The 21,574-nt window shown below is 48.0% G+C and carries 13 protein-coding genes and 1 pseudogene; 2 read left to right on the top strand and 12 right to left on the bottom strand.

Annotation, left to right across the window (positions count from 1 at the left end; genetic code table 11):
- Nucleotides 1-13: 13 nt before the first annotated feature.
- Together AC2T0J_RS13650 and AC2T0J_RS13645 are read right to left on the bottom strand one after the other, a co-directional pair.
- Nucleotides 14-1,732 carry a sensor domain-containing protein gene (locus AC2T0J_RS13650; RefSeq protein ID WP_489806350.1) on the bottom strand — a complete coding sequence of 573 codons (1,719 nt, stop codon included), beginning with the start codon at nt 1,730-1,732 and terminating at the stop codon, nt 14-16.
- 179 nt (nt 1,733-1,911) lie between these two features.
- A complete protein-coding gene (locus AC2T0J_RS13645; protein WP_489806349.1) occupies nt 1,912-3,969 on the bottom strand; it encodes a diguanylate cyclase domain-containing protein in 2,058 nt (685 codons plus the stop codon).
- A gap of 510 nt (nt 3,970-4,479) precedes the next feature.
- Between AC2T0J_RS13645 and AC2T0J_RS13640 the strand changes: the two are divergent.
- Nucleotides 4,480-4,763, top strand: a pseudogene (locus tag AC2T0J_RS13640) (transposase); the annotation flags it as partial.
- Nucleotides 4,764-5,028: 265 nt separating this feature from the next.
- On the opposite strand, the gene AC2T0J_RS13635 reads toward AC2T0J_RS13640, so the two are convergent.
- The 9 genes from AC2T0J_RS13635 to AC2T0J_RS13595 form a co-directional block, all read right to left on the bottom strand.
- On the bottom strand, nt 5,029-5,655 hold the full coding sequence (locus AC2T0J_RS13635; RefSeq protein WP_489806348.1) for a 2-dehydro-3-deoxy-6-phosphogalactonate aldolase: 627 nt from the start codon (nt 5,653-5,655) through the stop codon (nt 5,029-5,031).
- Nucleotides 5,645-6,619, bottom strand: coding sequence for a 2-dehydro-3-deoxygalactonokinase (locus tag AC2T0J_RS13630; protein ID WP_489806347.1), 975 nt, complete (start codon nt 6,617-6,619; stop codon nt 5,645-5,647). The genes AC2T0J_RS13635 and AC2T0J_RS13630 overlap by 11 nt, the downstream gene beginning before the upstream one ends.
- The gene (locus tag AC2T0J_RS13625) at nt 6,613-8,418 is read right to left on the bottom strand and encodes a sodium:solute symporter family protein (RefSeq protein WP_489806346.1); all 1,806 of its coding nucleotides are present in this window, start codon (nt 8,416-8,418) and stop codon (nt 6,613-6,615) included. The genes AC2T0J_RS13630 and AC2T0J_RS13625 overlap by 7 nt, the downstream gene beginning before the upstream one ends.
- Nucleotides 8,415-9,866 (bottom strand): N-acyl-D-amino-acid deacylase family protein, encoded by a 1,452-nt coding sequence (locus AC2T0J_RS13620; protein ID WP_489806345.1) that lies wholly within the window; start codon nt 9,864-9,866, stop codon nt 8,415-8,417. The genes AC2T0J_RS13625 and AC2T0J_RS13620 overlap by 4 nt, the downstream gene beginning before the upstream one ends.
- 80 nt (nt 9,867-9,946) lie before the next feature.
- Nucleotides 9,947-11,254 (bottom strand): amino acid deaminase, encoded by a 1,308-nt coding sequence (locus tag AC2T0J_RS13615; protein WP_489806344.1) that lies wholly within the window; start codon nt 11,252-11,254, stop codon nt 9,947-9,949.
- Nucleotides 11,254-12,045, bottom strand: coding sequence for an SDR family oxidoreductase (locus AC2T0J_RS13610; RefSeq protein ID WP_489806343.1), 792 nt, complete (start codon nt 12,043-12,045; stop codon nt 11,254-11,256). Before AC2T0J_RS13610 ends, AC2T0J_RS13615 begins: the two co-directional genes overlap by 1 nt.
- A 10-nt stretch (nt 12,046-12,055) precedes the next feature.
- Nucleotides 12,056-13,225 (bottom strand): hypothetical protein, encoded by a 1,170-nt coding sequence (locus AC2T0J_RS13605; RefSeq protein WP_489806342.1) that lies wholly within the window; start codon nt 13,223-13,225, stop codon nt 12,056-12,058.
- Nucleotides 13,226-13,253: 28 nt separating this feature from the next.
- The gene (locus AC2T0J_RS13600) at nt 13,254-13,643 is read right to left on the bottom strand and encodes a RidA family protein (protein WP_489806341.1); all 390 of its coding nucleotides are present in this window, start codon (nt 13,641-13,643) and stop codon (nt 13,254-13,256) included.
- A gap of 182 nt (nt 13,644-13,825) precedes the next feature.
- Nucleotides 13,826-15,070, bottom strand: a complete 1,245-nt coding sequence (locus AC2T0J_RS13595) for a glycoside hydrolase family 88/105 protein (RefSeq protein ID WP_489806340.1) — start codon at nt 15,068-15,070, stop codon at nt 13,826-13,828.
- Nucleotides 15,071-15,231: 161 nt separating this feature from the next.
- Between AC2T0J_RS13595 and AC2T0J_RS13590 the strand changes: the two genes are divergently transcribed.
- Nucleotides 15,232-16,479 carry a DUF4861 domain-containing protein gene (locus AC2T0J_RS13590; RefSeq protein ID WP_489806339.1) on the top strand — a complete coding sequence of 416 codons (1,248 nt, stop codon included), beginning with the start codon at nt 15,232-15,234 and terminating at the stop codon, nt 16,477-16,479.
- 259 nt (nt 16,480-16,738) lie between these two features.
- Here the strand turns inward: AC2T0J_RS13590 and AC2T0J_RS13585 are convergent, their stop codons facing one another.
- Nucleotides 16,739-21,259, bottom strand: a complete 4,521-nt coding sequence (locus AC2T0J_RS13585; protein ID WP_489806338.1) for a LamG-like jellyroll fold domain-containing protein — start codon at nt 21,257-21,259, stop codon at nt 16,739-16,741.
- Nucleotides 21,260-21,574: the final 315 nt, after the last annotated feature.

Below are 21,574 nucleotides of genomic sequence, written 5' to 3'. Positions count from 1 at the left end.
CGACATTGCGCCACTACTCGCTGGGGATCAATAGCTTTTCAAGTTCTTCGGCTGGCATTGGTTTAGCATACAAAAAACCCTGAGCATATTCGACTTTAAGGTCCTGACAATACAGAGACTGCTCTTCGGTTTCCACCCCCTCCGCCACAATAAACAAATCGAGTTTGTGACCCACATTAACAATGGCTTCCATGAGTGCACCATCGTAAGCACTTTCAGGGGCGTCTTTTAAGAAAGTACGATCTATTTTAAGGTGACTTACCGGGAAATGTTTTAAATAGCTCAGCGATGAGTAACCCACACCAAAATCGTCAACCGAGATTTCAACGCCTTTATCCCGCTGCTTCTTAAGCTCCTCAAGGGCTTCGCTGCCCGCCTTAATAAGAATATTCTCGGTTAACTCGATCCCGATGTCACAAGGCGCAAGCCCGTGGCGCAAGCGGCAATCGTCAAGGGTGGCAAAATAACCCGACTCAACCAGTTCCCGCCCGGACACATTGATATCGACACGGATTTGAATGCCTTTATCACGCCATGCTTTTACCTGCTGGCATGCCTGTTCCATTACCCAGCGCCCCATACGCAGGATAAGATCAGTACGCTCTGCAACCGGAATAAAAATGGCAGGAGAAACACTGGCAACCGCCTTCATTGGCCGCCAGCGGAGCAAGGCTTCACAGGCTGCAATCCGACCCGTGTTTAAATCAAACTGCGGCTGATAAACTAATTCAAATTCATTATTATTCAGCGACTCATGTAATTGCGCGGCCAGAGCACGCTGCGCCTGCAGTTGCAAGGCCAAAGATTCACTGAAAAACTCGTAGCGGTTTCGTCCTTTCGCTTTTGCGTCGTACATAGCCAAATCTGCGTTTTTCAGCAAATCACCGGCCTTTGTACCGTCTTTGGGAAACAGGCTGATGCCTACGGTAAGGGTAATGCGCACATTTTCACCGCTCAACTCAAACGCTTCCTGAAAGCAATCGGTCAGCTTGCCAGCAAGCTCTCTGGCACCAACGTCATCCAGGACATCACTCACCACTACAAACTCATCACCACCAAAACGAGTGATTAACCCTTTACCCTCAAGGCACTCGTGCAAACGCTGCGAGACCGCTTGTAAAAGTTCATCGCCCCATGCGTGACCGAGCGTATCGTTAACCTCTTTAAACATGTCCAGATCGAGAAAAAATACAGCAAACTGCTCACCAGCATTCTGTGCTTTGGCTATACGACTATGTAAGGTATTTTCAAGGTGACGACGATTGGGCAACCCGGTAAGTAAGTCGGTAGACGCCATTTGTTCGAGTTTCTCCCGCGCCGCATGTTGTTCACTCAAATCAATATCGATACAAAACATCTCCGGCGAATCGGTATGGGCTTTGAGCATGACGTGAGAGGAGAAGACGTGTACGATGCTGCCGTCCTTACGCTGTAGCGGCAACTGAGCCGACGGAATGGGCACACCTTTATCCAGCCATCGTTGGTGCAGAGTGAGGACTTCATCCCGCATAGGGGGAGGAATTATCAGCTCTTCTAGCTTTTTCCCGATGGCCTCTTCACGAGGGAACCCATAAATTTCTTCGCTCGATTCATTCCAGTAGATGACATTTCTGCGCTTGTCGTAACCCTGAATAGATACTTTGGTCAGAGAACAGATAAGATCCAAAAATCTCAGTTCTGCCGCATCATAGGAATCACCGAAGTTTGTCTGTTGCCGTTTATCTGAACACATTGTCTTCCTATACAAGCACTAAGCAGTGTTTCATAAATTTCTTTCATAATCGTAAACTTATAGAAAGTTTAGCTCAATTCCAAATAATCACCGCATAAAAACCCAAGGCATAGATATTTGCAACGCTAACTGCACAGGCTGACTGTCTCTGTGGTTACCGCGTCCCCGCTCACCGCTAACTAACCCAGACCTCGTCTGATAACAACCTCCTCATTTTGCAGTAAACTTTCTATCCGGAGTAACGATGTCTCATCATCAAATAACTTCGGATCCTCAGCAGATTCAACGCCAACCCAGGTATTTTTACCCGCTGATTTAGCGGTATAAAGACAACCGTCAGCAATCGCCATGAGTGATGTTAAACTGATTTTCAGGTCGGGCGCTTGGGGCACCAGAGGAAAACACACATAGCCAATAGAGCAGGTCTGCTTGTGCGTTTCATTTAAACTAAAATTAAAGGGGTCAGAGTTAATTATCTCAAGCATCCGCTGCGCCAACAGTGCCGCTTCTTCCCGGTTAATAAAGCGAGCAACGGCCACAAACTCTTCGCCGCCCCAACGCACCACGTAGTCGGACTGGCGAAACACCTGCTTCATACGCTGGGCGAGTTGAGCCAGAATACTATCGCCGACGTTATGACCATAGGAATCATTAACCTTTTTAAAGTCATCCAGGTCGATAATAAACAAAACGACATCGGCCTGGACCGGTTTATCTGTCTTGCCGACATGCCAGTCGTAGTAAAGCCGATGCGAATGCTCCAAATCGGGCTCAATATGGCTTTCCAGAAACCGGCGATTATGTAATCCGGTGAGCTTGTCGGTGAGGCTAATGGCTTCTACTTCCTGATACGCTGCCGACAACTGCTGGTTTTTCTCTTCCAGTTCCAGAGTGCGTTGGGCAACCTTTTGTTCCAACTGGCTGTTAATCCGGCGCTGAGTTAACCGACTGTAAAGTAACAACAGAAGCAGGCATAAACAGATAATAGTAAAGGTTGCCGTCATCCACAAAATGCGTGATGTCTTCTCAAGTGCCTGTTCTTTTTCAAGCAGTTCGATTTGATGGGCGCGGCGCACAAATTCCGCCTGAGCCTGCACTTTTGCAATGCCTTCAACACGTACGTCATTCAACCGCTGATCGTCAAGCCGTTTTTGTCTTTGTAACGCCTCGAACGCCTGTTCCAACGAGTCGTTAGCCAGATGAACCTTTACCTGCAACGCCTCAAACTCGGACTGATGCGCGAGTTCATTATTTTGTATGGCCAGTTGCAAACCCGCGTTAATGTATTGCAATGCTGAGGCATACTTTTTCTGCCGGTAATCAAGCTCAGCAGCAATCTCGAAGGCATCAACCAGTAAACTGCGATAATCATTTTGCCGGGCACGCTCAATCACACCCTCAATGAGGGTTGTGGCAGTGGTTAGATTACCACTGTCCATTTCTAATTGGGCCAGCGATGATAAGGCCCAGTCAGTATCTCGCGGTGCCTGAATTTTACGAAATAATTCCAACGCTTTAAGAATATAACTCCGCGCCCGCTCGTGTTGCCCCATGGAATTGAGTAGATAACCTATTTTGTTATTGCTATAGGCGATATTTTTTGAGTTGCCTGAAGCAATATCCAATTTCAGCGCATCCTCGAAATAGCTTAGCGCAGTGCCCCAATCCCCCATCCTCCGGCGCAAATCGCCGATATTATATAACGCACTGGCCACCCCGGATTTATCATTGAGCTCGCTATTCATTTCCAGTGCTTGTTGGTGAGCTTCAAGAGCTTCTTCGTAATACCCCATCTTTTCCAGCACTACACCGATGCTGTTATAAGCCGAACTAATGGCATTCTTGTCGTCTAACTGCTGAAAAATCTGCATCGACAGGTAAACGTATTGCAGCGCTTTAGAGTAACTGGATTGATAACGGTAGGTTAACCCCATTTGGCGGTAAGCCCGGCCAAGCCCTTGCCGATCATTAACGCTCTTAAAGCGCGTAATCGCCAAGGTTAGTTTGCTTTGCGCCTCATCATACTGATTTCGCTCCATAGCATTGCGCGCTTGCTGATACAAAGCCTCGCCTTCTAGGCTGGCGTTATTTTGATCCCTGGCCTGGCTAATAAAAATCTCTGCCAGTTCGTCGGCTCGCTGCATATTTCCTGCATTACGCGCATCAATAATTTGCGAGGTCAACTCTTTGACTAGCTGAGCCAGTTCAGGTGGTGATTGAGCGTCTGCGGGATTCACTATGGCTATCCAAAGAACGCATCCAAGCCACCGGAGGTCATAACGAAAGGACATGAAAAACCTTCACAACATGGTAAGAAACATCACATCATTGTATACACGCTGTTTATCCTTCGGACAACCTCCCGGGAGTATTGTTTCATATCTACAGGTATCAAAAAGTCAGCATTCACAGAGGTTTAAGTTACTTTTCACTATCAATCAGTAGTGGTGATTTGCGATGCTGTTGCAAGCTGCAGGCAGCGCCTGGTTTGAAGAGATGTTTCGAATGAGCTTGGCCCAAGCCATGCCGCTACCTTGGTTACCTGTTAACCGTAATGCGGTAACTTCATTCAGCTGCCTTTCTTGGTCTTCCAGACCATAGATATTGCCTTTACCGTACTGTTCAACTGCGCGCTCCTTTTACCCAACTCATAAGGTTCTGCCTCTTCAACCTTCCATGCACCATTGTTATCCTGGTTGACGTGCCTCAATAGATTCATGCCTCCAGTTAAGAGATAATTAACTCGACTGGACGCAGAGAGTCTGGTTATTGATCAATAATTATAATATTGCTGAGGCTGCTCGTTGTCCTGGTATTAGCGCAAATATATTAGGGCGCAGACTTAAAAAACAGAAGTCATAAGGTGCGCATGCATTTCGAGATAATGGGACACTGACACCGGAACAGGAAGCAATCCGTCTGCTCAGAGAAGAAGGTAAGTGCCCGAAGATGGAGAAAGACTTCCAAAAAAGTCACCAGTCTTATTTGCCTAAGAAACCAAGTAAAATACGGTTTCATCACCCTACATAAATATCAAATTCGCTGGCAGAATTTCAGAGATTACGTTACGCTTTTTTTATTCACTAATTCTCCTCGGAGTATTAGCATCCGGCAACCTCGGATTATTTTGTGCAGCTAATATTCCAGGTTGATGCTCAACAGCCGAACTTTTTGGTGCATATTTGATTCTGTCACTTATGCCCATACCTCATTTAGCGAGATTATCAATAATGACAGATTGGTGTCTGTAGTCATATATATAGACACCATCCATCAGTTAAGGTCATTGAAACAATCTATGCTATCTCCATTGTTTGTCTACACGCTGCTACTAACGCCACCGCTCTTCGTGCCGTCACCGTAACACTTTGACCTACCGAGTAAAGACTCCCACCAAGCCCAAAGCCGGTTGCACCGGCTTCATAATACTGCGCCATAGTATTTTCATCGATACCTCCAACTGGAACAATCTGTGTTTTGGCTGGTAGAACTGCACACCAGGCTTTTAGAGCTTTCGGACTTATTTGTTCAGCGGGAAATACTTTAAGTAGGGATGCGCCGGCATCCAATGCCACAAATGCTTCGCTTGGCGTGGCCACACCAGGCGCACTGATCATGCCTAACTTCCGCGTCAGTGCAATTACCTCTGGGTTCAGGTTTGGCGACACAATTAATTTTGCGCCAATGTCAGACAACGCCCTAACTTGATCTGGATGCAATACTGTTCCCGCGCCAACAATAATGTGCTCAGGCAGGGATTCGACCATGTTCGCAATACTTTGCAAGGCATTGGGTGAATTCAGCGGTACTTCTATTTGAGTAATACCATTTGCGACTATTTGCTGAGCAATTGGAACTGCATAGTCCGGCGTAATTCCTCTTAAAATAGCAATAAGTGGTAAATGTTGATGCTTACTTGACACAAGAACTCCCTTTACATGCTTGTTGAGATGGATTTAGATGAATGATGTTAGCGGCTTTCGCCACTTCAAATATGCCTCGGGTGACAGCGAGCTCTCCTGGTACATACAAAGACTGAAAAGAACAGGCGAGTAGCGCCATTTCGTAACGCTTAGCTAGGGTTTCGGAGGCTACGATTGCTACGCGGGCATTTGGGGATAACAATCCACAATCCAGCATACTGGCTACATCACGACCGATTAACAAACCAGACAAGTATGCGCTGCTTTGCGCGGGCGTATAGACGTTTAACAAATGATTAGTGCGCACCGAAAACAAGTGCTGCAGTAAATTCGGTTCTCGCCGGGCCAGTTCAACACCGGCCAAGAACACTTCACAGTTCAATTCACTGCTCTGCTCTACGGAATGAGACAGCAATGAATACTGCGATAAAAGGTGATACATTTCTCCGGTCATTGCTGTGCGGAAACTGGTCACGCTACCTTGCTCAATCAAGGCCCACTTATTGTGCGTTCCGGGCATACATATCGCGTTAACAGGTTCCTGTAGCAAGCTTATTGCCCCTAACAACTGAGTTTCTTCACCCCGCATTACATCACTGTAGCCTGCACTCGTTTTGCATTGCGCTCCAGGGATTATCCAACACTTTCCCTGATTGAAAGTACTTACCTGTACCCAGTCTCTGGCCAGATTCTGTGCATTAAACGGACATGATATATAGCTGGTTTCAGCCCATCCCTGGCGACTTCCAACCATACCGCAGAGGACTACGGGAATACCCGGGTTTGGCGTTAACCAATCATCCAATTGCTTGTGCAGTATCTCTGAATGCTGCATGTCAGCATTCGCAATGCCAGTATTCGCCTTGCGAACGTCAACGCAGCAGCCCTCGCCATTAAGCAAAAACGCACGAAAGTTGGTTGTCCCCCAATCAACGGCAATTAAAACTGGGCGCGTACTTAGCATCTCTCACCCCGCTCATCGGCTGTTTCAGCAGATTGTCCGCTCACTGCTCGCCAGATGTAAAACAATGCGATGAAAGCTACTGTAAATAATACTGTCGCCTGTAGCCGCTCACTATATATCGCACTACCAATACCAAACAGCAATGCATACACCGCTACGCAGCCACTAAACACACAGCCAATAGCTTGTGACATGGAGAAATTATTACTTCCAGGTGTAATATCGAGGCCTTCATTGGCCATCTCCAGCTCGATGTTTTTCCAGCCACGCCCACCAGGTTGAATACGTTGTACGAACGCTTTCAAAGTATCTCTGTCAGTTGCCGGCGTTAGCAAAGTCACTGCCAACCAGCCAACGGTTGTTACTGCTACACTAGACACCAAACGCATTGCATCGCTCATCCCGTTGAGCTCAGCCATTTGAAAATACAATGCGGCGACAAACGAAATGATCATGGCACTAATTTCACTCCATGCATTAATACGCCACCAGAACCAACGTAGTAAAAATAGTAAGCCTGTCCCTGCGCCGATACTCAGCAGAATACTGAAAACCTGCAATGCAGACTGTAGGAATAGAGCAAAGATACATGCCAGTACCATTAAACCCACGGTAACCAGACGCGCAACCAAAACCAATTGCTTTTCACTGGCCTGCGGATGCACGAAGCGCTTATAGAAATCGTTTACCACGTAGGATGCGCCCCAGTTAAGCTGAGTCGACATAGTCGACATGTAAGCCGAAATCAGTGAGGCCAGAACCAGTCCTAATAGACCGTGCGGCAAGTATGTCAGCATGGCCGGATACGCCAGATCATGATCAATAACGGATGGATCTAAATCAGGAAAGGCTTTTTCAATACTCGCCAGGTCAGGAAATACAACCAGTGATGCCAGCGCCACGAGGATCCATGGCCAGGGGCGCAACGCATAGTGGGCAATTTGGAACAGCAACACAGCACCCAGTGCATTCTGCTCGTTCTTGGCTGCGAGCATACGTTGTGCGACATACCCACCACCACCGGGCTCTGCCCCTGGATACCACACACTCCACCATTGCACGGTTAAAGGAATAATAAACACCGTCAGCGCCACTTCCCAATTAGAAAAATCTGGCAAAAAGCTAATTTTATCCGCAACCGCCGGATTATTGATTAATGCCGTCAAACCACCAACTTCAGGCAGAGAAACCGCAACAACGGCAGCCCATACAGCCCCGACCATAGAAATAACAAACAGGATCAAATCGGTCACCACGACTCCAAGGAAGCCGCCGAGCGTGCTGAAAAGTAAGGTCACGCCCCCGGCAATGACGATGGTTTCCAGGGGAGATAACCCCAAAATCACAGCCCCAATTTTTATCGCAGCCAGAGACACCATGGCCATTACCATGATGTTGAAAAACACCCCAAGATACAGCGCTCTAAACGCCCGCAAAGCGCCTGCAGCGCGGCCGCTATAACGTAACTCGTAAAAACCGAGATCGGTAGTCACACCGGAGCGACGCCACAACTTGGCATAAATAAAACAGGTCACCATACCGGTCAGTAGGAACGCCCACCAGATCCAATTTCCTGCTACGCCTTGAGTACGCACAATATCGGTCACCAGATTTGGCGTATCAGTGGAAAATGTCGTCGCCACCATAGATGCGCCCAATAACCACCAGGGCATGCTGCGGCCGCTTAAGAAAAACTCTCCACTGCTTTTGCTGGCTTTTTTGCTTGCCCAGAGTCCAATTAGAAGTGATAACGATAAAAAACCAACGATAAATATCCAGTCTATGAGTGCAAGCGTCATAGTGCGTCCTCATTGCATTTGCTTCTGCGGATAAAACAACCAGTTCGGGATTGAGTTGACGCTCCGTCACGCCAGGCAATGGTGCCGTTAACACACACCATATCGATGCCTTCAGCCGGTACGCATGGATTGTCAAAAGACGCTTTATCGATAACTCTATCAGGGTCAAACAATACCAGATCAGCGTGATAACCGATTTGGATCTGACCACGCCGACGCAAGCCAAATTCGCGAGCAGAAAGCCCGGTCATCTTGTGAACAGCCTGCTCTAGAGGCAGTAATTTCAAATCGCGGGAATAGTGGCCCAATACGCGAGGAAACGCGCCCCACAAGCGCGGATGAGGATGTGGATCGTTAGGCAGACCGTCTGAGCCAATCATACTGGCTGGGTGCGCTAAAACCCGGCGCACATCATCTTCGTGCATCTGGAAATAGCATCCACCGCCCGGCAATAACTTTTCTGCCGCTTCCTTCTCTGTACAGTCCCATTCATGGGCAATATCCGCTAACATGCGGCTACCCATCTCAGGATGAGGCTGCGACCAAGTCACCATGATCTCAATTTTGCCGTCGACCAACTCTGGGTCGAGCACACTGGAACCCGCGTGATAGGGGTAACAATCCATGTGCACACACTGGTGCTCACGGACTTTGTCGATATAAGGCAGAGTTTGCTCTGTACGGCCCCAGTTTTGTACCCCGGCACATTTGTGATGCGAGATCACCAGTGGCGTCTCGGCTTGCTTAGCCGTGGTTACAGCCTCTTCCAAAGCCCCCATAATATCATCATACTCGTCCCGGATATGAGAGGTATAAACACCGCCCTTTTGAGCGACTACTTTTGCCAAACTCACCAGCTCGTGCAATGTCGCAGCCTGCCCTGGCACATAAAATACGCCCGAACTCATGCCTACCGCTCCTGCATCAAGAGCGTCGGCTAGAAGGCCCTGCATGACCTGTATTTCTTCGCTATTGGCCTCGCGATCCAGTGAGTCCATGACTGCTACCCGCAGCGTATTGTGACCAACTAGGGCGGCGATATTGATTGCCGGCGCAGTTCGGTTAACAGCGTCAACATAATCGGCAAAACTTGCGAACTCGAATTGCTCCGGATTACCCAACAAATTGAGCGGCTCGGGAATAGTGGATTGCCCGATCAGTGGAGCAAGGCTCAGTCCACAATTACCTACGATGACGGTTGTTACCCCCTGGCTGATTTTCGGCACCATATCCGGTTTATCCAAACAAGCTCTGTCATCATGGGTATGAACGTCAATAAAACCCGGTGATAGTACCTTGCCGCGTGCATCAACCTCCTCGTCAGCTGAAACTAAACCTAAATCACCCACAGCAGCAATGCGCCCCTGCAACACCGCTACATCAGCGATCTCGCTCGGGTTGCCGCTTCCGTCTATCACGGTGGCCCCTCGAAAAACTAAATCATACATAGCGTTATCCCTAAATTTGGATGCACCTGTCCTGCCCTAACTGGTGCAAGGAAAAATTGAAAACAATAAAATAACGACGATTAGAAGTACGTCTTTAATCCGTCAACCACGTCGTAGTGCTGGTTAACCAAATGGATCAACTGCCATTTATCAAAGGTTGTGCAGGGGTGCGAAATTCCCAACCCGATGATATCGCCCACAGCCACATCTGCGTTATCTGGCAATAATAAATACGCATGCTGATCATTAAGAGCTACAATCTCGAAGTCATCGCCCAAAGTAATGGGCATATTCGATTCATCTGGCCGAAACCATTGATGCGCAATGGGCAAGTGAATGTCATGAGAAATATCACGCTTACCCAAACTAAGGATCGCAAGCCCAGGCTCAGGAACAGATTGCACACAGGTCCAGACTTCAAGCGCAGGTCGTAAACCTTCTATTTCCGTTGTTGCCTCGCCTGCCTGACAACGCAACATCAGGTTTTCAACCAACTGTCGGTAAAATTTAGAATCATGGGTCAGGTAACACCCACTTCTGACAATACACACTGTGTTATTCGGGTCGATAGCATGCAAGGCATCAGCGACCAAATCAAAGTAGGCAGATCCCCCTGCGGTCAATAACACATTGCCGGGATCAACGAACCCCTGGCGCTCTTTTATTGCATGGTAAGCAGTAGCAAGCTCGGACAGTAACCCCTCGACATTCTTCACGTCTTTGGAGATGTCTTTGCTCACAAACCCGCCTTCGTAGCACTCAAGGCCATGTAAAGCGATGTTCGGTAAAGTTTGTATGTACTCGGCCAGTGCCACCACTTGTTGCAAATTGCGACACCCTGTGCGCCCGCCGGTAAAACCGAGTTCAATCAGCACTCTAAGTGCTATTGGTCGCTGACAAGATTGTTCCATCTCAGCCAGTTGATGCTGCAGACTGTCCAACTGTGCTTTTGAGTCAACCAGACAATAAAACTCGAATGCCGGATCATTGGCTATCTTTTCCGCAACATTACGTACAGCGGCTTTGCCAACCAACTGGTTAGCCATCAATACCGGCCCGATGCCATGTTCATAGCACACATTTAGTTGCTGGGTCGTCGCTATGGTAATGCCCCATGCCCCGTGGTCCATCTGCATCTTAAACAGTTTTGGGCACATAGTGGTTTTCCCATGGGGAGCCAACCGTACACCACGAGAAGTGAGAAACTGGTTCATCCATTTCAGGTTATGCTCCAGCGCATCCTGGCGAATAACGGCTACCGGGAAAGGCAAATCTTCGCGCAGTACATTCCACCCCTGCTGACCAACATCATCGAGACTGACCGCCGCGGCCTCCCCTGGGAGCCCTTTGGTCATGGAGCTGAGTGATACATTAAAAACCCGAGTCATTAAAATGTCTCCAGCGTCAGTTCTGATGCCAGTACCGGGTTGCCCGCTGTCAGACCACCGTCAACAGGAATCACGGCTCCGGTGATTACACGTGCCTGTTTTGATGCGAGAAATAACGCGAGTGCAGCGATATCCTCTGGTTCAGCAAAATTACGCAACGGATACCACTTTTTGAGGTTATCGAAAACATCAGGCTTAGCTTCAACCCGGGCTTTCCACGCCGGTGTTTTCACTGTTCCTGGATTGATCATATTAGCACGAACACCTCTTGGCCCGTATTCGACCGCCAGAGATTTGGTATAGCTGATTAAACCCGCCTTGGCTGCACTGTATGCAGGATGGCCCAGAGCTAGTGTTGCGTTCACAGTGCCAATATTTAGAATACAGCCCGATGATTGTTCGAACATCGCTTCTTTTACACATTCAATACAGTGATAAGCGCCGGTGAGGTTTAAATCAATATCGTGTTGCCAGGCTTCTGGCGTCATGGTTGACAAGGTTGTCGCAGCAGCTGCGCCAGCATTATTAATGAGAATGGTCACCGGGCCAGTCTGCTCCGTTACGGTTGCCAATGCCGCTTTAAGCACCGCAAGTTCTGTCACGCTACTCACCAGCGGTACACATTGGTCACCTAATCGTGTAATTAAAGGATCCAGAGCACTAGCAGCGTAATCCAATGCTATTACTGTTGCGCCAGCTGCACAAAACTGCTCACACAACACCTGACCGACACCACCGGCCGCACCGGTAACTAATACCACATCATTTGCAAATGTATTCTGGTTCATCATTGGTTCCTTATTATTGCTCTGTCAATACAGCTTTCAGCCATGCGATATTAACGGGACGCAACATATCAAGGTTATAAAACCCTATATCCTTGATCCCATACTCATGCATGCACACCACTGTCTCCAGTACCTGTCCAGCGCTTTGCATATCCGGCCAACCGGGACGCAAAATAACACTGACCTTTTGTTGCTCTTTTACAGTATGAAGAACGTATTGCAGGTCAGCGAGGGTCTCAGAAACAGTAGGTTGGTACAGAGGCAGTTCGAGACCATCGCTCACTGCATTGAGAGCGGCTAAATCCATGCCCTCCCATATTGCAGTGGCATGAGGTTTTTGTGTTGTCGCAATAACCTTAACGCGACAATACGGTGCGCATTGCTGGGTTATGTCTTTGACTAAGGCCGTAACCTGGTTAGCCCGCCAGCGCAAAAATGCGCTCAATTCTGGCTTTAAGATCAAGTCTGACTGTAATCTGGCAAACGCCATTGATTCGCTTGGATCGGCATCGGATGCCAGAAAGGCGTCAACTTCTTCTCTGGCAGTGTAGCGTAGCGCTTGAGCGTCGATGCCCTCTTGCTTGGCACCATCACAACAGTGTTCGCAAAAACACAGCCCTAACCACGCGTCTAACCAGGGATTGGGACGCATTTGCGCGAATTCATGATGATAGCCATGTTCGTAGGTCAGAAATCCAGGCGTTTCCAGCAAAATCGAATTCAGCGAATAATGCTCGGCCATGTCCAGACACAGGGTTTTACCGTACTCACGCACATCAGGATTATTCGGGCACAAACTGTAAGGGTAACGATTCCCCCAAGCATTTTGCACACAGGCATCCGGATGAGCCATGCCAAGGCGGCTATTATGAAATAAGACCGTCCAGGCGTTGACAGCTAATGTATTCGTCGCAGCCACTTCAGCCATGCAGTCAAATTCGTCACAACAAGACGCAACCTGAGGTTTAAGCACGCCGTATTCGTTTTGAGGACGGAAATATACCGTTCCGTCCTGTGGAAAATATACCCGCTCACCTGATGACTGAGGATGAATAAACTTACCGGCGTGGTAAGAAGCAGCGAAATTAATATTTTGCACTCCTACTGACGCGGCGTCGTCGAGACGCGTTTGCAGGTTATTTTCATTCATCGTCCACGGATAAGCGTAAAACGAATAGCTCATACTTAATCCTTAATCCTGTTGGCTAAATTCAATCTTTGCCTTTGAAGGCAATCACATCAATTTCCACTTTGGCGTCAACCATAATGGCGGACTGAACACAAGCGCGAGCAGGCGCAAAGTCGGCAAAATATTCTGCATACACACGATTAAAGCCTTGGAAATCACGCGTATCATCCAGCCAGACGTTGGCCTTCACCACATCTTTTAATGTGCACCCTGCTTTTTCCAAGATAGCGATAACATTCTGCATGGTTTTATGAGTTTGCGGCACAATACCACCTGCAATAATTTCACCCGTTTCGTCCATAGCCACCTGACCAGACACAAACACAAAACCGTCTGCAACCGTCGCCTGACAAAAAGGCAGACTTTGGCCGCCACTACCGGTCTTAACACCGCCAATACGTTCAATATTCATGAAGTACTCCTTTAATACAAAGTTGCCCCGCCATAATGTTATGAACTACGATTCATGTAATTCAGTAACTATTACAAGGGGCTTATCTTTAGTTATGAAATTTAACTTCATAACCAGTTTATAAAAATAGAGCCACAAGGGCTCTAAAGCCCAAAGAACACACAAATTGGGACAAAAATCGATTAGTTTGCCAGCATCATTATTTCACTACCCGCCATCAGGAAAGCGCCCACACCGTAAAGTTGTGTGTCATCGTAAGTTGCACTACCCGGCGCATGAGCAACCTGCTGCACCCAGCCGAGCTTACCGTTTGCATGTACGGCGTTAAGCAGACCTTGCCAACCTTTCTCTATTGCAGGCATATACACCGACTTATCGAGCAGGCCATGATTAACCCCCCATGCAAGACCAAAAGTGATAAAGGCTGTGCCGCTAGTTTCAGGTGTGCTATAGGTTTGCGGTGCCAGAATAGATGTACGCCAGTAACCTTCGTCTGTTTGTGCCTTCACCAAGGCAGCACTCATTTCACGGAAAATAGTTTCATATTCGTTGCGCTTTGGATGGTCTGCAGGAATATGCTCAAGCATACGTGCCAGGCCGGCCAATACCCAGCCATTCCCTCTTCCCCAGAAAATTTTGGCACCATTGGATTCACGTTGTTCGAAGAAGCGGCTGTCGCGGAAATACAGATGTTCTTCAGTATCGTATAAGTAATCGGTAGTCGCCCAGAATTCCTCGTCCGCAAATGCCATATAACGGTCGTCACCGGTTACACTGGCCATGTGGGCCCAGACTGGTGGCCCCATAAACAGCGCGTCTGCCCAACACCATCGGTTTTTACACGGTACGATGCTGTATTCACGGCCGTCGTAAAATTCAAACATGCCTTTCGCTTTAACGAACTCAAGGGACACGGTTGACCGGTTCAACAGCATGAGCTCCATGATCATCTTAAGAGGTGCGAGATATCTTGGATCCTCATCAAGTTCGTATAAATCCAGATACATCTGGCCGATAGCGTAGTCGTCTGCGTTGTAAATACGTGGCGCAAATAAGTACTGATTACGCTCAGCGACATTGCGTAGAAAATCCAGATATTTGGGCGACTCAGCCAGGACGGCATGGCGTGTCATTCCAGCAAACAATGCGGCATACACCCATCCCTGAGGATGCCCATCGGCAGTTTCATCCTGATACAGCATGTTAGTTTTAGTGTCGTATTGTGCTATTTGCCAATCAGCGACGGCGTTCATGACGGTCATCACAGCATCCGTCTTAAGCGCAGCAGAAAATGTCGCCTGTGTTTGTTGAGATTGAGGCGCATAGCCTACGGTATTTGCCGCACTACATCCGGCTACCATGCTGACAAGCGACATACTTACTGCCGCACTGACACCTGCTCCCCATCTCTTTATCATTGTTTTCATTATTGCTTTGTTCCTTTCTGACTTTTCATTTCTCGTTTCAATACATTTGCATGAAACATCACCAGCTAAATGCAACATTACTACATTAATAATTTGATTGCACCCCGTTTTTGAAGCATTATTTCATTTTATAATGATTCTTAAGTCAAATGGAGTAAAAAATGAAAGTAAATTTACTATACAAGGGTAGCTTTATTGCCTTATCCCTCTCTCTTCTGGGGTGCAATGAGGCCTCACAGCCCGGCGAAAGCGACTTTGTTTCAAGCATTGAGGTGACAAACCCGCTGAATAAAGCCCGCAAGGACAGCCGGTTTATCATAGATGCAGGTCAGTTAAAGGCATTTAATAAGCCGTTGGCAAACCTTCTGGTTATGGATAAACAAAACACGTTGTCAACGCAGCCAATTGATACCGATAATAATGGTGTTGATGACAGTTTATTGGTGATAGCTGACTTCGCAGCAAACGAAACCAAAACCCTGACGCTTTCTGTTACTGAAAGCAAACCACTTGTTTCACCTCGGGTACAGGTCGACTTTTCACGCCGACAGGGAGGACGCTTGGTCAACGGGCAATATCAAGGAGGTGAATACGTAAATATTCAGCAAGCGGTTCTGGAACAAGAACATGTGCCGGGCGATCGCTTATATCGCTATGAAGGACCGGGCTGGGAGTCAGAACTGGTAGCGTACCGACTTTATTTCGATCAGCGCAATATTATCGATATATTTGGAAAAAAGCGTAACCAGCTTGAACTGCAGCATGTAGGCCAACAGGATGCGAACTACCACGCACCATCCGAATGGGGGATGGATGTGTTGAAAGTCGGAAAGTCACTGGGGATGGGAGCACCGGCATTGTGGGTTAACAATCAGGTACACACCGTCAATACCGCCGAGAAAATGCAGGTAACACTTGAGGCCCTTGGCCCGTTGCAGGCTAGCCTTGAGGTGGCCCACACAAAATGGCATGTGAACGCACAGATACTGGATATCAGCAATCAGTTAAGTATCGTCGCGGGCTCACGCCTGACTCACAGCGAAATAACCCTGAGCCAGGATGCAATAGTGGCTACCGGTATTGTGAAACACCCCAATACTGAACTACTCAGTTCTGACATCCCATCTGCTCAATGGCAGTATATCGCGAGCTGGGGAGCACAAAGTGAAGCGGGTGACCATTTGGGTATGGCCGTATTCTACCCAACCGACCAGCTAAACGCACTGACCAGCGATGAAAATAACTATCTGGTGCTGCTTAATACGCAAGATAATGCTGTTCATTATTACTTTGCAGCAACCTGGGAGCAGGATAGCAGTGCAATTGCGACTAAGTCTGCATTTATAGATTATTTGAATGCCGAAGTAGCCCGACTTAACCACCCTATTTCAACGTCATCCTCTGACTAATTCGGTAAGATTGCCTGGATGTTAGGCAGGTAAAGCAGATACCTGCCTCATTACAGATATACGCCATCGGTCAACAACAAAATGGGCTAATATACTCTGCGTACATAAACATGGCCCCAGAACTCATTGTGCGGTATCGCCTTGGATGGGTATGGTCGGACAACTACCTTTGAGAAAAAGAACGGCTTGCCAGAGAAACGAATTTTATAAATAGTTTCTCTGACTGAAAAGTTACGCAGCGGTTAAGCTGTGTACAGGCCTAATGTCCTTGCATATAAAGCTCGCTGACCACATCAGCTGAAACAGCACTTTGATATATGCGTATTTCGTCCAGTGCCCCTTGAAAAGCTCGGAGGTGGGGTAAACCTGTTGCCCCTCCAACCGTTAGCAAGCCACTGTCATCACCGGGCGAGACCGTTTGAGATGTTACCAGTTCACCGTCCATATAAACCAGTAGCGTGCTGCCTTCCAGCACAGTTACAATATGATGCCAGTGTCCATCAGCCACGTTGCTGATTTCCGCTTCAGTACCCAACACACCGGCTCTAAGCGCACCGTCTGTCCGTAAATAAACGGCCAGCGGGGAATTACCGATCCATGTAGCTTTCTGGAACAGATAGCTCACATCATCCGGCAATTCTGCACGTAGCCAAAACGATACAGACATCGTCTCTCCCTGCCCATACCCGATCTCGCCTATCATGATTTGGTCGTCCTCACCGTCCAATGCCAACCAGGTCGTCTGATATTCCCAAACGGGTGCATTACCTAATATCGCATGAGAGTCATTCCCTGATACATCACAGGTAACAGACTTTCCATCCTGAAGCGGCAGGTACACGGCTAAATCGGTATCGCTTACTGCGTTACAGTCACCGTTAGCGTTATACTGCGCAGATGCGGCAAGTTCACTGACTTCAGTAGCTGTTAAAGCACGTTGATAAATAGCCACATCGTCGACGCTTCCAGCAAAGGGTTTACTGCCACCACTTTCTCCGCCTATGGTCACGGGCGTATTGTTACTTACCGGTATGACCGTAGCGTCACTGTGATAATCCCCGTCAACATACAACGCCAGGCTGTTCCCACTGAGCACCATGGCAACGTGATGCCACTGGTTATCATTAATATAGCTGACACTCGGGCCTGCTCCATTCACCCGGGCCAGCAGAGTTCCGTTGGTATTGACCTGAATATAGTAAGGATTACTGCTTCCATAGTTCCCTTTACGCAGTAGAAAGGCGGTGGAAGCCTGGTTAGTAAAACGCGTCCACAATGCAACCGTTAGCTCGCCTTGCACACCATAATCAATATCAGACAGTGTGAGGTAATCGTCCACACCATCAAATGTCAGACCGGTGACTTCCCCTTGCCAGGCTGCGTTAACGGTATCCCCCCACCCAGCACCATTTGCAAGATACGCACTAGGGCCAGTGCCCGTTGCTTCACAACTCTCAATAACAGCGGCGGAATCTGTCGGATCCGCATCCTCAAAAGGATAAAAGGCAAGCATCCCTGAATCATCAGAGTCGCAGCTTCCTCTTAACTGGCTGACCTGAGAAATAGCAGCCAGAGCTTGAACATCGGTATGGCTCAGTACTGACGAATAGAATCGCACATCATCTATTGCGCCGGTAAACGGGTAGCGGCCGCTAGGATCCCCCCCTAATGTCACCGGCGTATCATTGCTGACTGGCGAGACCGTTGCTGATCCCACAAACTCACCGTCAACATAGAAAGATAGTATTGTATTGTCTAATGTCATGGTAATGTGATGCCAAAGTCCATCTGCCATGTTGTCTGCTGTGACACCCGAACCATTGACTCTGGCACTGAGTACACCGGAACTGGTTAGCTGTAGATAATAGGGATTTGCCGTTCCCCAACTATGCTTACGCAACAAGAACGCGGTCGAAGATTGCGCTTCAAGTTTAGCCCACAGCGCGACAGAAAATGCGCCATCAGCAGGATCAAAATCACCCAGCTCAACATAGTCGTCAATACCATCAAAAATCACACCATTCACGCGTTCTGAATTGACTAACGTTGGCGATTGCAACCCGGTAGCATCGAGCAATGTTGCCCCCACACCTTCATTAAGCGGCAAGTAACTCACCAATCCGGGCTCAGATTGCTCATTGATAGAAAATTCCGCCAGAGCAAAGTCATCGCTGCCAGCTACACTGGTTTGTGCGGTAACACGCCAATACCTTGCCTGAACGGGTGTAGCAAGCGCCAAGGTTTCGTTTTGGCTACTGGTCCCTGAAGTAACAAAGTCATCACTGGTGTTAGTCGGGTCAGACAGTAATGTCCAGGTAACCAGATCGTCAGAGTACGCAAGGTCAAATGCAAACTGATTACTGGCACCATTAAAAAACGCCATGTTAAGGCTCTCGGCCCAGACAGGACGCTGCAAATCAAAGTACAGTGATGTGCCAGCCTGCGACGCCATCCAATAAGTGTCATTGTCACTATCGGATACCACTTCCACTTGTTGCTCATTGCTGTCTAGTGCTGAAATGAGTATCTGTTGCGACTCACCTGGACTGAAACGCTGAATGTGCACACTATTACCCATAGTGCCGGACACGTCAGCGTCGCCCCAGTCTGAGCTGCCAAGATCTGTTTGATTGCTGTATACAGCAAAGCTAGCAACCAACCCTGAGGATGTTGCGTCGGGAACAAACGCAATTTCACTGAGATTGTAATAACCGCCCAAATCAACGGTCACGGAAGCAGGTATAGCAGAGAAAGTGAGGGGGGTAGCAGTGATCAGTTGACCAAGAGAACCATACACACGCAATGTACCTGATACAGGGACACTGCCACCGTCATGTAATGTAGCGATTTGAAAAGAGACGTAGCGGACTTTGTCGGTAGCAGAAACCAACCACTCAGGCAGTTGCCCCAAACGTTGCTGTAACTGAGCTTCATATAGCAATACAGGACCAACACGTTGTCCTGCCGACTCAACAAAAGCTTGTAATTTTTCACTACTCAACGGCGCCGAATACGGGTTAAACAAGGCTGGAAAATCGGCATTGCCACCAACATCAGTATAGGTAATCGCCGTAGCGGCATCTTCAACTGTAGAAGGCAGATCACATTGATCATCGGTATCTGATTCCGGCGTTTCATAGCAGTTGCTGTGCGACTCATCAAACCCGGTAATGTAATCCCGGCCATCTCCTGAAACCGCCCCCGTTTTCGTGTAATGCAAATCTACCTGATTATTGTAATAACGGGCCTGATCAGCAAAAGTGTGAACGTTACCAGTCATGCCGATAACATAGGGCATGATAATGCGGCCATATTTTGAATCACTCTGCATGAATTCCCAGTCATTTTCGGCTTTTGACAGGTTAACGGGATTCCACCATACCAGGTGTTTCATATGATTAGGAGTATTGCTCAGTGCCCCACCCCAATGGCCATGGATCCAGCCTCCGGTTTGACCATCAAACAGGTTTGCTCGAGGGAAACTGGCATGAATGTTGGGTGATGTATCTGCCGGATACTGGTGATTCAGAATCACGTTGCCTGCAGCGTAATTAGAAAATCCAGCGGCATGCCAGGTGGAAGCCGTTTCTGCTATGTTCAATCCCAGCACATTGCTACTGTTTTCAATCGCAACTGACAGATGACCTGCATTCCCCCCTACGTCAATATCCTGCAAGGTCATGGCACAAGACAATACGACCTGAAGCCCTTCACTCATACTCTCAAATCGTACGTTGCGCACCCAACTATTGACGGTTTTAAACATATTCAGTCCGGACCAGCCACTATCATGCACATAGTTTTTATGGTGAACAAATGGAGCCGGCGCATTGCCCACTATAGCCAGGTCTTCAACGCCAACATTTTCAGTGTATTCAAGGACCTCAATAACCCAACCAAAGTTATCTTCACTACTTGAGGCTTCAATATCAGCACTAATAGGGGCTGCAAAGGTTACGGTATTGTTCACACTATCAACGGCAATAACTTTGTTCAGTTGACGTTGCTCAAAACCGCGATTGAGACCGGTCCACCAGGGGCTCCCGGTTTTGCTGAACAATGGCTCGGGTTCGTAAGGGCCCAACACTTCACTCAGTGTCCCGACTCTTGTATCAACACTGTGCAACCTGACCCACTGACCAACGAACAACGCCGAAGCATCCTCAACGGAAACTGTGCGCGTAGTATCACGTAACGCATTAGAAGTGATACGTGTTATCAACGCGCCTATACCGGTGGAGGCAGGTTGAGATTTAGGCTCATGCAGCGCCAAATAGGCACTGGACTCATCGCCGCCACTACTGCGCTGCCAGTAGTCATCAGCAAACTGACCAATCATAAAAAGGTGGGGAGTTTCATACAACACGTTGTAATACGGCGTTACAAAGTGGTTCTTCATATACAGTTGTGTACCACCTTCACCGCTGCCAGAGCCACGCACAATTATATTTCCAGTGCGAATAAAAAAAGGCTGATTAGTTGCCGCATTCTTACGCAACACATCATCGCCTGGCTGCATAGTACTGCCGATACAAGCCACACTTTGACCATCACAATAACCAACCGAAACGGGCTGCGCATTTTCGTCCGTAAAGACCATGTCACTGTCTTCATTAACTAAAAACCGACCAGTCGGAAAATAAACAATCGCTCCATCACCGCCGTTTTCCACATAATTTTCAGCCGCCTCAATAGTGGCCTTAATTGCGGCTTTGTCTGACACCGCATCGTCTGGCATGGCGCCATAGTCGACCACGTTAAATACTTTATGAGTCGTCAATTCTGGATCGAATACAGGGACACTGTCTCCGTATCCAGTTCCTCCCGTGCTCTCAGGAATCGCTGAATTAGCAAAATCATATCCTGCGTAAGAAAAGTTTGGGAATATGTCATCATCAGATAAGACAGTAAAAGGATCTCTCAAATCTGAGTTTGGTGATCGGCTATCGAGATAATTAATCCAATACTGTGATTCGTTATCATGTACTGCATATGCCTGGTTTATTGAAAGTGCTTTAATTACTTGACCAATGACATTCTGAGCAGGGCCAGAGCTGGGTTTACCGGATAACGCCTGGATTGCCTTAGTATGAGG

It is taken from the genome of Alteromonas sp. ISO5, from assembly GCF_058105165.1.
This window is presented reverse-complemented; position numbering and strand designations above follow the sequence as displayed.

What these genes read in the sequence shown, in the direction of transcription:
- AC2T0J_RS13610 (WP_489806343.1), bottom strand. Translation starts at nt 12,045, where the DNA reads ATGATGAACCAGAATACATTTGCAAATGATGTGGTATTAGTTACCGGT.
- AC2T0J_RS13605 (WP_489806342.1), bottom strand. Translation starts at nt 13,225, where the DNA reads ATGAGCTATTCGTTTTACGCTTATCCGTGGACGATGAATGAAAATAAC.
- AC2T0J_RS13625 (WP_489806346.1), bottom strand. Translation starts at nt 8,418, where the DNA reads ATGACGCTTGCACTCATAGACTGGATATTTATCGTTGGTTTTTTATCG.
- AC2T0J_RS13630 (WP_489806347.1), bottom strand. Translation starts at nt 6,619, where the DNA reads ATGCTAAGTACGCGCCCAGTTTTAATTGCCGTTGATTGGGGGACAACC.
- AC2T0J_RS13650 (WP_489806350.1), bottom strand. Translation starts at nt 1,732, where the DNA reads ATGTGTTCAGATAAACGGCAACAGACAAACTTCGGTGATTCCTATGAT.
- AC2T0J_RS13595 (WP_489806340.1), bottom strand. Translation starts at nt 15,070, where the DNA reads ATGAAAACAATGATAAAGAGATGGGGAGCAGGTGTCAGTGCGGCAGTA.
- AC2T0J_RS13615 (WP_489806344.1), bottom strand. Translation starts at nt 11,254, where the DNA reads ATGACTCGGGTTTTTAATGTATCACTCAGCTCCATGACCAAAGGGCTC.
- AC2T0J_RS13590 (WP_489806339.1), top strand. Translation starts at nt 15,232, where the DNA reads ATGAAAGTAAATTTACTATACAAGGGTAGCTTTATTGCCTTATCCCTC.
- AC2T0J_RS13620 (WP_489806345.1), bottom strand. Translation starts at nt 9,866, where the DNA reads ATGTATGATTTAGTTTTTCGAGGGGCCACCGTGATAGACGGAAGCGGC.
- AC2T0J_RS13600 (WP_489806341.1), bottom strand. Translation starts at nt 13,643, where the DNA reads ATGAATATTGAACGTATTGGCGGTGTTAAGACCGGTAGTGGCGGCCAA.